At 64.1% G+C, this 14,786-nt stretch carries 14 protein-coding genes; 7 read left to right on the top strand and 7 right to left on the bottom strand.

Annotated features, from left to right (window positions below; all coding sequences use genetic code 11):
• Positions 1–10: 10 nt before the first annotated feature.
• Positions 11–475 carry a Fur family transcriptional regulator gene (locus tag AC1DD3_RS01325; protein WP_290369697.1) on the top strand — a complete coding sequence of 155 codons (465 nt, stop codon included), beginning with the start codon at positions 11–13 and terminating at the stop codon, positions 473–475.
• A 57-nt stretch (positions 476–532) separates the two neighbouring features.
• On the opposite strand, the gene AC1DD3_RS01320 is transcribed toward AC1DD3_RS01325, so the two are convergent.
• From AC1DD3_RS01320 to AC1DD3_RS01300, 5 genes are all read right to left on the bottom strand, one after another.
• Positions 533–1,423, bottom strand: a complete 891-nt coding sequence (locus tag AC1DD3_RS01320) for a metal ABC transporter permease (RefSeq protein WP_230116934.1) — start codon at positions 1,421–1,423, stop codon at positions 533–535.
• Positions 1,423–2,238, bottom strand: coding sequence for a metal ABC transporter ATP-binding protein (locus AC1DD3_RS01315; protein ID WP_230116935.1), 816 nt, complete (start codon positions 2,236–2,238; stop codon positions 1,423–1,425). Before AC1DD3_RS01315 ends, AC1DD3_RS01320 begins: the two co-directional genes overlap by 1 nt.
• Positions 2,235–3,203, bottom strand: coding sequence for a metal ABC transporter solute-binding protein, Zn/Mn family (locus tag AC1DD3_RS01310; protein ID WP_476880802.1), 969 nt, complete (start codon positions 3,201–3,203; stop codon positions 2,235–2,237). The genes AC1DD3_RS01315 and AC1DD3_RS01310 overlap by 4 nt, the downstream gene beginning before the upstream one ends.
• Before the next feature lie 158 nt (positions 3,204–3,361).
• Complete coding sequence (locus tag AC1DD3_RS01305; protein ID WP_230116937.1) at positions 3,362–4,432, bottom strand: hemolysin family protein; 1,071 nt, start codon at positions 4,430–4,432, stop codon at positions 3,362–3,364.
• The gene (locus tag AC1DD3_RS01300) at positions 4,429–5,838 is read right to left on the bottom strand and encodes a hemolysin family protein (RefSeq protein ID WP_476880801.1); all 1,410 of its coding nucleotides are present in this window, start codon (positions 5,836–5,838) and stop codon (positions 4,429–4,431) included. Before AC1DD3_RS01300 ends, AC1DD3_RS01305 begins: the two co-directional genes overlap by 4 nt.
• 549 nt (positions 5,839–6,387) lie before the next feature.
• On the opposite strand from AC1DD3_RS01300, the gene AC1DD3_RS01295 reads away from it, so the two are divergent.
• The 5 genes from AC1DD3_RS01295 (at position 6,388) to AC1DD3_RS01275 (ending at position 12,691) form a co-directional block, all read left to right on the top strand.
• Positions 6,388–10,203 (top strand): multifunctional oxoglutarate decarboxylase/oxoglutarate dehydrogenase thiamine pyrophosphate-binding subunit/dihydrolipoyllysine-residue succinyltransferase subunit, encoded by a 3,816-nt coding sequence (locus tag AC1DD3_RS01295; protein WP_230116939.1) that lies wholly within the window; start codon positions 6,388–6,390, stop codon positions 10,201–10,203.
• A 173-nt stretch (positions 10,204–10,376) separates the two neighbouring features.
• Positions 10,377–10,976: a GDSL-type esterase/lipase family protein gene (locus AC1DD3_RS01290; RefSeq protein ID WP_230116940.1), complete on the top strand. Its 600-nt coding sequence runs from the start codon at positions 10,377–10,379 to the stop codon at positions 10,974–10,976.
• A gap of 88 nt (positions 10,977–11,064) precedes the next feature.
• Positions 11,065–11,892, top strand: coding sequence for a DUF4097 family beta strand repeat-containing protein (locus AC1DD3_RS01285; protein ID WP_476880800.1), 828 nt, complete (start codon positions 11,065–11,067; stop codon positions 11,890–11,892).
• A complete protein-coding gene (locus AC1DD3_RS01280; protein WP_230116942.1) occupies positions 11,892–12,506 on the top strand; it encodes a PadR family transcriptional regulator in 615 nt (204 codons plus the stop codon). Before AC1DD3_RS01285 ends, AC1DD3_RS01280 begins: the two co-directional genes overlap by 1 nt.
• Positions 12,507–12,616: 110 nt before the next feature.
• Positions 12,617–12,691: a 50S ribosomal protein bL37 gene (locus tag AC1DD3_RS01275; protein ID WP_369299106.1), complete on the top strand. Its 75-nt coding sequence runs from the start codon at positions 12,617–12,619 to the stop codon at positions 12,689–12,691.
• A gap of 78 nt (positions 12,692–12,769) precedes the next feature.
• Here AC1DD3_RS01275 and rsrA read toward each other — a convergent pair whose 3' ends face one another.
• Entirely contained in the window at positions 12,770–13,030 is a 261-nt protein-coding gene (gene rsrA / locus AC1DD3_RS01270; RefSeq protein WP_230116943.1) for a mycothiol system anti-sigma-R factor, read from the bottom strand.
• Complete coding sequence (locus tag AC1DD3_RS01265; protein WP_476874661.1) at positions 13,027–13,914, bottom strand: sigma-70 family RNA polymerase sigma factor; 888 nt, start codon at positions 13,912–13,914, stop codon at positions 13,027–13,029. The genes rsrA and AC1DD3_RS01265 overlap by 4 nt, the downstream gene beginning before the upstream one ends.
• 317 nt (positions 13,915–14,231) lie before the next feature.
• On the opposite strand from AC1DD3_RS01265, the gene AC1DD3_RS01260 reads away from it, so the two are divergent.
• Positions 14,232–14,780, top strand: a complete 549-nt coding sequence (locus AC1DD3_RS01260) for a DoxX family protein (protein ID WP_230116945.1) — start codon at positions 14,232–14,234, stop codon at positions 14,778–14,780.
• Positions 14,781–14,786 lie beyond the last annotated feature (6 nt).

The following is a 14,786-nucleotide window of genomic DNA, read 5'->3' as shown; positions in this document are numbered from 1 at the left end:
GAGTCCATTCATGCCACACGGCGCCAGCGCTGACGGCAGTCCGCTGACCCCTTTGGCGGCAGCCGGCGGAAAAGAGCAGCGCGTCACCAAGCAACGGCTGGCCGTAAGTGCCGCGCTGGACGAGCTTGATGACTTCGTGAGCACACAGGAGCTGTACCGTATCCTCCAGAACCAGGGGGTCTCGGTCTCGCTGGCCACGGCCTACCGAATTTTGCAGTCCCTTGCGGACGACGGACTCGTGGACGTGCTGCGGAACGCCGACGGCGAGGCTGTCTACCGCCGGTGTGCAGTGACCGGGCACCATCACCACCTCCTGTGCCGGAGCTGCGGCAAGGCCGTGGAAGTCGAAGCCCCCGCGGTGGAAACCTGGGCCGCCCGGACGGCCCAGGAGCACGGGTACTCAGAGGTGGCACATACGGTGGAGATCTTTGGGCTCTGCCCCGACTGCACCGCCCGAAAGGCCGGCGCTAAATAGCCTGCACTGGCGGCGCCGCCCAGACGGCATTATGCCGTCCGAACCCTGCCACCGGCGCTACGCAGGCCGGCGCTGCACCGTCCGCATGACGCGTCCGTTGAGGCCGCGCTTGGCCCGGACGCTTCCGATCACCCTGCAGACCACGTAGATCAGGAACGACAGTGTGGTCACGTAGGGGCTGATCGGGATGCGGCCGCCGAGGGCCAGGAGGATGCCGCCCACCGTCGCGGCGACGGCAAACAGCACGCTCAGGAGCACCACCAGGCGCGGAGACGACGTGATCCTCAGCGCGGCCGCGGCCGGGGTGATCAGCAGGGCGAGCACCAGCAGCGCACCCACGATCTGGATGGACAGGGCCACGCTCACGCCCAGCAGCACCATGAAGGCCAGTGCCAGCGTACGCACGGGAACACCGCGGGCTTCGGCGAGTTCGGGATCGACGCTCGCGAAGCTCAACGGACGCCAAATGGCGCACAGTGCAGCCATGACCACCACCGCGGTTCCGGCCAGTACCTGCAGCTGCACGGTGTCCACAGAGACGATCTGTCCGGTCAGGAGCCCGAACTTGTTGGCCGCCCGCCCTTCATAGAGCGACAGGAACAGGATGCCCAGCCCGAGGCCGAACGGCATGATGACGCCGATAATGGAGTTCTTGTCCCGTGCCCGCACTCCCATGAGTCCCAGCAGGAGGGCGGCCGTCACCGAGCCGATCAGTGACCCTAACACAACGTCCGCGCCTATGAGCAGCGCAAAGGCTGCGCCGGCGAACGAGAGTTCGGAGATGCCGTGCACGGCGAAGGCCAGATCGCGCTTCATGACGAAGGTGCCCACGAGGCCGCCCAGGAGGCCGAGGACGGCTCCGGCCCAGAGGGAGTTCTGCACCAGGACCAGCAGCTCACCGTAATTTTCGAAGTTGAAAATCGACTGCAGGATGCCTTCCGGATCCATCAGGCACCCTCCCCCGCAGTTGCGTGCGCATCGTCGTGATGGTGGGTGGTGGCGTCCGGGAGTCCGACGACGACGATTCTTCCGTTCGCGTGGATCACTTCCACGTGGCTGTCGTACAGCTCCGAGAGGACGTCCGTGGTCATGACCTCGTGCGGCGTCCCCACACTGAAGCGCCCGCCGGCTAGGTACAGGATCCGGTCGACATAGTCGATGATCGGATTGATTTCGTGGGTCACAAAGACCACTGCGCTTTCCTGCTCATGGCATTGCTTGTTGATGAGTGCGCTGACTGCCTGCTGGTGGTGCAGGTCGAGTGACAGCAGCGGCTCGTCGCAGAGCAGCACCTTGGGGTCGGAGGCGAGCGCCTGAGCCACGCGCAGCCTTTGCTGTTCGCCGCCCGAGAGCTGCCCCACCGGTACCTTGGCGTAGTCGCTGGCCCCCACCAGATCCAGCAGTTCGTCAATCCTGCGGTTGGCCTTGGCGTTTCCCAGCCGGATGCCCCAGCGGTGGCCGTCAACGCCGAGCCCCACGAGATCACGGGCCCGCATGGGCGTGTCCGGAGGGAACGGCTTTTGCTGCGGGATGTATCCGATCAGCCGGCTCCCGCGTTCAACAGGATGGCCGCCAAGACTGGCCTTGCCCGAATGCAGTTCCTGCAACCCCAGCAGCACCTTAAGGAAGCTGGTCTTTCCGCTGCCGTTGGGGCCGAGGACCGCAAAGAACTCCCCTGGTTTGATATCGAGGTCAAGGTCTTCCCAGAGCGCCCGCTTGCCAAACTTCAGGGATGCCTTGCGCAGGCTAATGACGGGGTTCAACTTTTTCGCTCCAGGGAGTTGCTGATGTTCCCCACATTGTCCGCCATCCACTGCAGGTAGGTCTTGCCCTCGGGCAGTGTCTCGCTGAAGTTCAGCACCGGCTTACCGGCCGCGTTGGCCGCGTTCTTCAGCGCCTCGGTCTGGGGACCCTCCGTCTGCTCGTTGTAGGCGAGGAAACGGATGTCGGACGAGGCAGCGAGTGCGGTGGCGGCCCTCAGGACGGCGGGAGGCACGTCCGTGCCTTCTTCAATCGCGGCCGTGTACTCAGCAGGGGTGCGGTTGACGAGCCCTGCCGATTCCAGGAGGTAGAGGGGTACGGGTTCGGTCACGGCCACCTGCGACCCGCCGTGGGCGGCCTTGACCGTGGCAAGCCTGGTTTCGATTTTGGTGAGCCCTGCCTTGAAGGAAGCGGCGTTTGCACTGAACTCTGCTGCGGACCCGGAGTCGATCGATTCCAGTTTGGCTGCCACTGAGTCCGCGAGGCGGGACATGGCCCGGAGGCTGTACCAGACGTGTTCGTTGAATTCACCGTGGCTATGGGCGTGGCCGCTCTCGGCGTGCGCCGATGCCGTGCTCTCCGCTGCAGGGGCCAGCCCCGATACTGCCACGGCGTTGATGATGTTCTCGTGAGGGATGCCGCTGTCGTCGGCCATGGTGTGGATGAAGTCGTCGTAGCCGCCGCCGTTTTCCAGCACCAGCTTCGCCTTGGAAATCGCCAGCCGGTCCTGGGCGCTGGCCTCGTAGGAGTGCGGGTCCTGGCTGGGACGGGAAATGATGGCCGTGACTTTGACTTTGTCCCCGCCGATCGCCCGGACGATATCCCCGTACACATTGGTCGAGGCGACCACGGCGATGCCGTTGCCGTCCGCCTTGGCGGGGACACCCGCCGTCGGACCGCACGCCGTGAGCAGCAGCCCGAGGCCCGCCACGGCGGCGGTCAGGGACGATCGGACGATTCTGCGCACGGAAAGACCTCGGTTCTGGAAGCGGCATTTTGCGGGATCTGCAACCCTACAAAGTGTAGTCCTAAATGGGAATGATTCCTATTTAGGACTGATCGGGCCGGGATTGGCAAGGGCCGCGGGGTTCGTTTCCCGCGGCCCTTGCTCCACATGCAGTTCTGTTATTCCCCGTCCGGCTGGCCCAGCCGGCGGATCCCCTTCGCCTGGGTCGCATCGCGGATTTCGCCCACGAGCTGCTCGATCACGTCCTCCAGGAACAGCACCCCCTCCGTTCGGCCGTCCGGCCCGATCACGCGTGCCAGGTGCGAGCCAGTGCGCTGCATGACGGACATCGCGTTTTCAATCTCGTCGTCCCGTGAGAGGTTCGCCAGCGATCTGATGCGGCTTTCGGCAATAGGGTGCTGGTACCCGGATTCGGGGATGGAGAGCACATCCTTGATGTGGAGATAACCGGACAGCATGCCGTCGTCGTCGAGCATCGGGAAGCGTGAGAACCCGGTGCGGCTGACGGCTTTTTCGAATTCCAAGGGCGTGGTGGCGGCCTTCATCATGACCAGCTTGTCCAGCGGAACCATGACGTGGGCTGCCGCATGTTCGGAGAATTCGAGGGCGCCCGTGATGAGCCCGGCGTCGTCGTCCACGAGGCCGTGCCGGGTGGATTCCTGCACGATGGACTGGACTTCCTCCAGCGTAAACGACGAGTTGACCTCGTCCTTGGGCTCGATCCGCATCAGCCTCAAAATGTGGTTCGCGGACCAGTTCAGCGCGACGATGGCAGGGTTAACGATCCGTGCGATGAACATGAGCGGCGGAGCCAGCAGCAGGGCCGCCTTGTCCGCAACGGAGACGGAGATGTTCTTCGGCACCATCTCGCCGAACGTCACGTGCAGGAATGTCACCACCATCAGTGCCACGCCGAAGGCCGCGACGTCGGCAATTTCCACCGGCACGCCGAATGCTTCCAGCGGCACAGCCAGCAGGTGGTGGATTGCCGGTTCCGCGACCTGCAAGATGAGCAAGGAGCAGACGGTGATGCCCAGCTGCGCGCAGGCGAGCATCAGGGAGACGTTCTCCATGGCGCGCAGTGTGGTCTGGGCGCGCATGGAACCTGCGTCCGCCAGCGGCTCGATCTGGCTGCGGCGCGCCGACATGACCGCGAACTCGGCCGCCACAAAGAACGCGTTGCCGATGAGGAGCACTACCAGCCAGAGAATTCCGGCCCAGTCACTCATGCCGCACCGCCGTTTCCGGACGTGGCGTTCTGTGAATTCACGTTCTCTGACTTCGCGTTCTCTGACTTCGCATTCTGCGACGTTGTGTTCCCCGAGTTCTCGTCGTGATGCTCGTGGTCGGGCTTGAAACAGATCCGGTCTATGCGGCGACCGTCCATCCGGGTGACGCTCAGTGTTCCGCCGCCGACCTTTACGGTGTCCCCCACCAGGGCTATGCGCCCAAGTTCGCTCATGACGTAGCCGCCTACCGTTTCATAGGCAGCTTCGTCTGGAACGCTGAGCCCGGGAATCTGTTCGGACAGTTCATCCGGCCGCAGCAGGCCGGGGAAATACCAGTCACCCGAGGCGCTTTGCAGCAGGCCCGGCCGCACCTTGTCGTGTTCATCGGCTACTTCGCCCACGATTTCCTCAACGAGGTCCTCCAGCGTGGCGATGCCTGCGGTTCCGCCGTACTCGTCCAGCACCACAGCTAGCTGCAGGTTGCCTTCCCGGAGTTCCGCCAGCAGGGCATCGAGGTGGATGGTCTCCGGTACCCGGAGAACCTCCGTCATGATTGCTCCTGCTTCCAGGTTGGGCCTCCTGTCCGCCGGAACCGCAATCGCCTTCTTGACGTGGACCAGCCCGCGGATATCGTCAGCGGAATCGCCGATCACGGGAAAGCGCGAATATCCGGTGCGGCGGGCGGCGTCAAGAATGTCGGAGACCGGCTGGTCGGCGTCGATGGTTTCCACGCGGATGCGTGGCGTCATGACGTCTGCGGCGGTACGGCCCGAGAAATTCAGGGTCCGAGCGATGAAGTTCGCGGTGCCCGCGTCAAGGGTCCCCATGGCGGCAGACCTGCGCACCAGGGACGCCAGTTCCGCAGGCGTACGCGCCCCGGAGATCTCCTCTTTCGCTTCCAGCCCGAAAGCATTGAGGACCTTGTTCGAGAAGCCGTTAAGCAGAACGATGGCGGGCTTGAAGATTGCCGTGAACATCAGCTGGGGCCGCGCCACCGCCCGTCCGATGCGGAAGGACAGCGCAATCGCCATGTTCTTTGGGACCAGTTCGCCCAGCAGCATCGAGAGAAGGGTAGCCACCGCCATGGCGATCACAAGGGAGACGGATCCGGCAACTGCTTCGGGGGTTCCGAAGGCGGTAAGCGGCCCCTCGACCAGCGCCCCGACCGATGGTTCCATGACGTAGCCGGTGAGCAGGGTCGTCATGGTGATGCCCAGCTGGCAACTGGACAGCTGTGTGGACAGCGACTTAAGGCATCTAAGCAGCGGAATTGCCGCCGTGTCGCCGTTGTCCACCGCGCGCTGCACGGTGGGCTGGTCAAGCGCTATGAGGGCAAATTCGACGGCGACGAAGAAGCCGGTGCCGAGAATAAGCAGAAACCCGGCTGCGAGGAGAAGCCACTCCATCTAGCAGCCTGCCTGGATACGCAGAGCGAAGCTGTCCCTGCAAGCGGGGCAGCTACCAAGCAATGGAGAAGGGCCAGGCGGAGGATGGTCGGCCGAGGCCTGCGCTGCTTCCTGGGAGATTCCAGCAAAGTGGAGCGACGGACGTTGACGGGATCGTGAACGGGGTTTGCCGGCTCTGCGGGTGGGCTGCGCGGCGGTGCTGATTCTGCTCCGCTGACAGCCCCCAGGCCGGCACCTAGATTTACTGTCCATAAGAGTTGCAGTCTACAGGAGCGGGGACGGGACAGACGGTGCGTGCGCCGCAGCTCGAACTCTCCCGGAGGGGGCTCAGGCGTGCGGCCGAAGCACGCTTCCACCCGGTTTTCAGCCAGGCCCGCGCCACAATTCGGCGGCGACATGATTTGAGTCACCCTTATTGGCAGTTAAGCCGGGATCGTAACTAGACTGGCAGAGGTCTGGGTTCATAGGACACAGAAACTGGTTCGATTGTTGTGCCGTGGCACCGTGGCGACCAGAGGAATTCAAACTCATGGAAGAGGCGTATTTCAAGTGCCAGAGCAGCCTAGCCACCGTCTACCAGAGGAATTTGGCGGAAACGAGTGGCTCGTTGACGAACTGTACGAGCGTTATCAGCAGGACAAGAATACGGTCGACGCTAAATGGTGGCCCTTGTTCGAATCTTTTGATAGCGGCAACGGCCCATCTTCCAACGGCGCCCCGGGCGCGGCGTCCGCGCCGGCCCATCCGGCTACCCGCGAAATGCCCGTGGTAGCGCCTCCGGCTCCGGCCAAGGCCCCCGCCGCCGCGGCTCCCGCGCCACAGCCCCCCGCAGCCCCGCCGGCATCGTCGCCGGCACAGGCCGCACCCGTAAAGAAGGCTCCGGCAACAGTCGCCCGCGACGGCGCAAAGAAGACTGAGGCGGGCACCGGCGCCCAGCCCATTCCGGCCCAGCTCCCCAAAAACGTGAAGGCACCCACCGCGCCCGAGGAAGACGTCGTCTCCGTTCTTCGCGGTCCTGCCAAGGCCATCGCCTCCAACATGGTCACAAGCCTCGAAGTGCCCACGGCCACCTCCGTCCGGGCAATTCCGGCCAAGCTTCTGATCGACAACCGCGTTGTCATCAACTCCAACCTTGCCCGAGCACGCGGCGGCAAAGTCTCCTTCACCCACCTGATCGGCTACGCGGTCATCCGGGCGCTCTCGCAGTTCCCCTCCATGAACGTGTACTACGACGAAGTCGACGGCAAGCCCGTCGCCGTCCAGCCGGCCCACGTGAACTTCGGCATCGCCATCGACATGCCGAAGCCTGACGGCACACGCCTGCTCATGGTTCCGAACATCAAGAAGGCTGAGACCCTCAACTTCTCGGAGTTCTGGCACACGTACGAGGACCTCATCAAGAGGGCCCGTTCCGGCAAGCTGACGGCCGACGACCACGCCGGCACCACGGTGTCGCTGACCAACCCCGGCGGCATCGGCACCGTCCACTCCGTGCCCCGCCTCTCCAAGGGCCAGGCTGCCATCATCGGCGTCGGCGCCCTGGATTACCCTGCTGAATTCCAGGGTGCCAGCGAGAAGATCATTGCGCACAACGCCATCAGCAAGGTCCTCACGCTGACGTCCACCTATGATCACCGCGTCATCCAGGGTGCAGGCAGCGGCGAGTTCCTCAAGCTCGTTCACCAGCTCCTGCTCGGCGCCCAGGACTTCTACGACGAAATCTTCGAATCCCTGCGCATCCCCTACGAGCCGGTGCGCTGGAGCCCGGACCTTCAGGTGGATCCCTCCGACCAGATCAACAAGGTCGCCAGGATCCAGCAGCTGATCCACTCCTACCGTGTCCGCGGACACCTCATGGCGGACACCGATCCGCTGGAGTACGTCCAGCGCAAGCACCCCGACCTCGACGTCCTTACCTACGGCCTGACGCTGTGGGACCTGGACCGTGAATGGCCGACTGGCGGCTTCGGCGGCAAACCCATGCTGGCCTTCCGCGACATCCTCGGCGTGCTTCGTGACGCGTACTGCCGCACCACCGGCATCGAGTACATGCACATCCAGGAGCCCGCCGAGCGCAAGTGGTTCCAGGACCAGCTGGAACACCCGTATTCCAAGCCGAGCCGCGAAGAGCAGCTGCGTATCGTCTCCAAGCTCAACGCCGCAGAGGCCTTCGAGACCTTCCTGCAGACCAAGTTCGTCGGCCAGAAGCGCTTCTCCCTTGAGGGTGGCGAGTCCCTGATTCCGCTGCTTGACGCCATCATCTCCGATGCCGCCGACGACGGACTGGACGAAGTGGCCATTGGCATGGCCCACCGCGGACGGCTCAATGTGCTCACCAACATCGCCGGCAAGACCTACGCCCAGGTTTTCCGCGAGTTCGAGGGCACCCAGGATCCCCGCTCCGTGCAGGGCTCCGGCGACGTCAAGTACCACCTGGGCACCGAGGGCACGTTCACATCGGACAGCGGCAACGAGACCAAGGTCTACCTGGCCGCCAACCCCTCGCACCTCGAGGCTGTTGACTCCGTGCTTGAGGGCATCGTCCGCGCCAAGCAGGACCGCCTGGACCAGGGCGAGGCCTTCCCCGTGCTGCCCATCATGGTCCACGGTGACGCAGCCTTCGCCGGCCAGGGTGTGGTTGCTGAGACCCTCAACCTCTCCCAGCTGCGCGGCTACCGCACCGGAGGCACCATCCACGTCGTGGTCAACAACCAGGTCGGCTTCACCACCGCACCGTCCTCTTCGCGTTCCTCCACCTACTCCACGGATGTCGCCAAGATGATCCAGGCACCGGTGTTCCACGTGAACGGCGACGATCCGGAGGCAGTGGTCCGCATCGGCCAGCTCGCCTACGAATTCCGCCAGAAGTTCCACAAGGACGTTGTCATCGACATGGTCTGCTACCGGCGCCGCGGCCACAACGAGGGCGACGACCCCTCGATGACCCAGCCGCTCATGTACAACCTCATCGAGGCCAAGCGCTCGGTCCGCAAGCTCTACACCGAATCACTGATCGGCCGCGGCGACATCACCGAGGACGAAGCCGAGCAGCTGCTGCGCGACTACCAGGAACGCCTTGAGCGCGTGTTCGCCGAAACCCACGCGGCGCAGACCTCGCCGATCCCGATCATCACTGCGGACTCCGCGGCGGTCTCGGACATCGAGCGGCCCCAGGCTCAGCAGTCGGACTTCGGTACCAACGCCCCGGCATCCACCGCAGTCTCGGCAGATACGCTGGCCCGGATCGGCAAGGCCCACGTGGAGATTCCCGAGGGCTTCACCGTCCATGCGAAGCTCAAGCAGCTGCTTGAGAAGCGTGAGCAGATGTCCCGCGAAGGCGGCATCGACTGGGGCTTCGGCGAGATCGCGGCCTTCGGTTCGCTCATCATGGAGGGCGTACCCGTGCGCCTCGCCGGCCAGGACTCCCGCCGCGGCACGTTCGTGCAGCGCCACGCAGTTTTCCACGACCGCGCCAACGGCAACGAGTGGCTGCCCCTGGGCAATCTCTCGGACAACCAGGCCAAGCTGTGGATCTACGACTCCCTGCTGTCCGAATACGCGGCCATGGGCTTCGAATACGGCTACTCGGTGGAGCGTCCGGATGCCCTGGTGCTCTGGGAAGCGCAGTTCGGCGACTTCGTCAACGGTGCGCAGACCATCATCGATGAATTCATCTCCTCCGCCGAACAGAAGTGGGGCCAGCGCTCGTCGCTCGTGCTGATGCTTCCGCACGGCTACGAGGGCCAGGGCCCGGACCACTCCTCCGCCCGCATCGAGCGGTTCCTGCTGATGTGTGCCGAGGAAAACATGATCGTGGCCAATCCCACGACGGCGGCCTCGCACTTCCACCTGCTGCGCCGCCAGGCGTACAGCCGCCCGCGCAAGCCGCTCATCATCTTCACGCCGAAGCAGCTGCTGCGCCTCAAGGCTGCGGCTTCTGCCGTGGAAGACTTCACCACAGGCGGCTTCCGGCCGGTCATTGGTGAGCATGAGCAGCTGCAGGCGGACGCCGTCGAACGCGTTCTCCTCGTCTCCGGCCGCCTCTACTACGATCTGCTGTCCACCCGGCAGAAGACGGGCGACACCTCGACGGCGATCGTCCGTGTGGAGCAGCTCTACCCGCTGCCGCAGGCGGAAATCGAAGCTGAACTGGCCAAGTACCCCAACGCCGAAGTGGTCTGGGCGCAGGACGAACCCGCGAACCAGGGCCCTTGGCCGTTCATGGGCCTGAACCTGCCGCAGGCACTGGACCGCCAGGTTCGCCTGATCTCGCGGCCGGCCTCGGCGTCCACGGCGGCGGGTTCCATGAAGCGCCACGCCGCAGAGCAGGATTCCCTCCTCAAGCAGGCATTCGCCCGTAAGTAGCAGAGCAGCTGCCCGGCCGGACGGTGACATACCGATTCCAGCCGGGCAGTTCTGTTTAATCGGCGTGAGTTAATGGACACAGCCAGTAACGCCGGCACAGTCTCCGGATTGGGCCGCCGTGCAGTACAGTCCAGCACTCAGGGCACGCCCTCAAAATAAGTGAAGAGGTAGTAGTGGAAGACAGGAAGCTGCGTATTGCGGCGGTTGGAGATGAACTGCTGGCCGGGCTCGGAGACCCTCGGGCGCTGGGCTGGCTGGGCCGTGTCCTGGCCCGCACTCCGCAGGACGGCATGACGCTTGAAAGCTACGCCCTTCCCTGCCCCCAGGAGGGCACCGAAGGCCTTGCCGCCCGCTGGCTCGAGGAAGCCGGCCGTCGGTTCAGTGACGGGCACGATAACCGGCTCGTGATCGGCCTCTCGGGTCGTGACGTTGAATTCGGGCTGTCGACCGCCCGGAGCAGGCTCAACCTCGCCAACATTCTTGACTCAGCCACTCAGAAGAGGCTTGAGGTATTTGTCGTGGGACCGCCCCCCACGCTCGACCCGGCGCAGAACGGCCGTCTCGGTGAGCTGAACACCGCGTTTGCCGATGTCACCACGCGTCGCAAGCACCTCTATGTGGACACGTTTTCACCCTTGCTCAACCACGAGCAGTGGCGCCAGGACCTCGCAGCCAATGGGGGCACTCCGGGCCAGGCCGGCTACGGACTGATGGCCTGGCTAGTTCTCCACCGCGGCTGGTTCCAGTGGCTGGGAATGGACGCTCCCGAGTAACCGAAACCACTCGCGATATATCTTGATCTTCCGGCAGTTGCGATATATCGTGATTTTACAGTCACGATATATCGCAACCGGAGGAATCATGACAGAGAAATCGTGGACCGTCACCGGTCCGCAGACCATCGACGTCGACGGCGTCTCATCGCTAAGGCTCGGCATTGTCCGCGGTCGGTTCGACATCGTGACCCACGACGAGGACGTGGCCAGGATCGAGGTCTCGGAGGTCCACGGCGACCCGCTGGCTGTCACGGTGGTAGGCGGACGGCTGGAGGTCAGGCACCAGCTGCACGGCCCCCAGGGCTGGTTCAAGAACCTCATGGGTTCGGTCAACAACAGCAGCAACAACTCGGCGGTGATCAGCATTGCCGTACCGGCCGGCGTCGACGTTGAAGCGGGAACCGTCAGCGGCGACGGACTCGTCTCAGGAATCACCGGGCACACCAGGCTCAACACCGTATCCGGCTCCGTCATGTCGGACAGGACGTCGGGTGATCTCCATGTAAATACCGTCAGCGGCGAGGTCATCGCCAGGAACCACAGTGGCGTACTGACGGCAAAAAGTGTCTCTGGCGAGGTCACGGCGTCGGGCAAATTCAGCAACATCCGCGCCAACACCGTCAGCGGCGACCTGAGCTTTGACCTTCAGGGCTTCACCCACGACTTCGGAGCCAACTCGGTTTCCGGCGACGTGACCATCAGGCTCCCCCACGACGTGGGCGCGGACATAGTAGCCAATACTGCCAGCGGCGCTGTGGTGATCGATGACCAGAGATACGCCCAGCCCGGCGGCAGGGTGCAAACCATTGCAGGCCCGGACGCCAAGCTGATGCTGGTCCGGACCAATTCACTGTCGGGCAAGACGTCCATCTTCCACAGCCAGGCCCCCGCGGACGTCGGAACGGGCCTCTGATGCCTCCGGTCTTCGCCCACGGCGCGCTCCGCCTCTACCTGCTGGCGCTCCTCGAGTCTGGCCCCAAACACGGCTACGAACTGATCAAGGCGTTGAGCGAACGGTTCGGCGGCACGTACTCCCCCAGCGCCGGCACCATCTATCCGCGGCTTGGCAAACTGGAAGAAGAGGGTCTGGTGGCCACCGAATCGGAGGGCCGGCGCACCAATTACCGCATCACCGACGCCGGCCTGGCCGAGCTGAACGGCCGCAGGGATGAGCTCGCCGGCGTGGAGAACGACATTTCGGCTTCCGTGCGCCGGCTGGCTGACGACCTCCGCGCGGACATCCGGAGCAACATGCGGGGACTCCGGGCCGACCTCGCGGCCACGGCGGAAGCCGCACGGTTTGCTGCCACGTCAGGCGACTATCGCGGCTCCTCGTCCCGGTCCTCCCCTGACGCGCAACGCATGCTCAAGGAAGCCGAGATGCTGCTCCAGGCTTTCCGGGACGATCTGCGGGTGGAGCTCCGCACCCGGGCGGGCGCACATCCCATCACCCCCGTCACAGTGGAGACTGTAAGGACAGTCCTTGAGCAGGCGCGCATTTCGATCAGGAATTCACTAAAGGCCTAAGCCGTGAAGACTCCCCAATGTGCCGCCAATGGCGCCGGTTCGCGGCCTGTCCCGTGATGTGGGAGACTTGAGGGCAGCTCTTTTGAGTACCGATATTAAGGAGGCCAGCTATGAGCAAACGTGCACGTAAACGTCGTGACCGTAAGCGTGGCGGCGCTAACCACGGGAAGCGCCCCAACACCTAAGCCACGGCTTGAACCGAAGCTTAAACGAAGTGCCCCGGAACCTGTCGGTTCCGGGGCACTTCGCTTTGGTGGCCGGCGTCAGGCGTCCACTGGCCGGATGCTGTGGATTCTGTCCAGGATTGCGTTCTTGAGGTTTTCCGGAGCGGCTTCCGTGCAGGACCGCTTGACCATGTTGCGGATGACGCACTCGAGGTCATACTGCTGCGTGCATTCCGGGCACTCGTCCAGGTGATGTTTGATCTCCGCAATATCACTGCGGGTCAGGGCACCATCCAGATACTCGTAGATACGTTGCATCCGGGCGTCGTCGCAATCGCCCAATCCCTGGCAGTCGCTCATTTCCTGTTCTCCTGTTTGTTGCTTTCCGCTGCTGCGTTGGGTTCAGCAGCCTTGAATCCCCGTTCAGCGGCGTAATCCGCGAGCATGTCCCGCAGCATCTTTCGGCCGCGGTGAAGCCGGGACATGACGGTGCCGATGGGGGTGTTCATGATGTCTGAAATTTCTTTGTATGCGAAGCCTTCGACGTCGGCGAAGTAGACAGCCAGCCGGAATTCCTCCGGAATCGCCTGCAGCGCGCGCTTGACGTCCGAATCCGGCAGGTGGTCGAGGGCCTCTGCCTCCGCCGAACGGAGCCCGCTGGACGTATGCGACTCAGCCCTGGCGAGCTGCCAGTCCTCGATGGTGTCCGAGTTGGACTGCAGCGGCTCACGCTGCCGCTTCCGATAGAGATTGATGTAGGTGTTCGTCAGGATCCGGTACAGCCAGGCCTTCAGGTTGGTCCCTGGCTTGTACTGATGGAATGCCGAAAACGCCTTGGTGTAGGCCTCCTGGACGAGATCCTCCGCGTCCGACGGGTTCCGGGCCATGCGCATTGCGGCCGAGTACAACTGGTCCACGTACTGCATGGCGTCGCGCTCAAACCGGGCCCGCCGCGCCTCCGGACTTTCAGTGGCGACGTCGATTTCCTCCGCCAGCTCCGCGGCCTGCGGCGCGCTGATCTCCGGCGCGCTGATGTCGTCGGCGGCGTTCCCTGCGTCCTCTTGCGTGGCCTCTAGGGCCGGATCCACGGTGCTCATTGCCTTCAAGTCTACTGTCACCCGCGGAACTGCCCTTGGGCCAGGGTTGGCGCCATAGGGAAGTTCGGCGGACTCCTCCAGCGGCACGTCAAATGCCGACACGTCAATAGGTCCCCGCAGCTCTACAGCGTCTTTCACCAAAGTCAAAGCTCCATCTCCACTCCACTTTCCCGCATGTCGGGCACTCGACACCCCGGGTGCTCCGTGCGCCCCAGGCCGCCAAAGCCCTGTCCGGCGGCACGTCTCCCGCGGACCGGTCCCTTGCGCAGGCTTCTGCGGCAAAAGGCCGTCCGGGACGCCGCCCAACCATGTTTCGATGCCGGCAACGGTCCAGGACTGCTGTCCCGGGGTGTTCCGGATCTGCAGTGCACAACGACGCCAAGCGGGCAAATATTCCGCAAAAGTGCAAGACTAGAACCGACTCCGCCGCAGTCACCGCGGCTCGTCCATCCAGGAGGAAATTCATGTCCTTTGTCCGTTTTCTCGCCCGGCCGATGCTGGCTTCAAGTTTCGTCCTCGCCGGCGTGGACAAGCTCAGGAATGCGGACGACACTGTGGAACAGTTGTCCCCCCTCCTGCGCCGCGCCGCGGAAACACTTCCGTTCCAGACCAACGAGAAGGTCCTGGCCCGGGTGATCGGCGGAACCCAGGTGGGCGCCGGCGTCCTGTTCGCCGTCGGCAAGTTCGCGCGGTTGTCCGCTACCCTCCTGGCCATCATCTCAGCGCTGAACGCGTTCGTTGAATGGCGCAGTGCGGACATCAGCAGCAAGGAAGGCCGGGACGCCCGCCGCAACCAGCTGCTCAAGAACGTCACCCTTACCGGTGGCGTGCTGCTGGCCTCCGTTGATACCGCGGGCAAGCCTAGCCTTGCCTGGCGCGCGGAGCACCTCGCAGCTGACGCCCGGAAAACGGCAAGCCACCTCGCCGCGGACGCCCGCAAGACCACCGGAAAGAAGCTGCACAAGGCCGACAAGGCAGTCCGCAAGGCCGTAGACCACGCGGTAGGGGCATAGGCACGA

This window comes from Arthrobacter sp. 05T444 (genome assembly GCF_056395905.1).
This window is presented reverse-complemented; position numbering and strand designations above follow the sequence as displayed.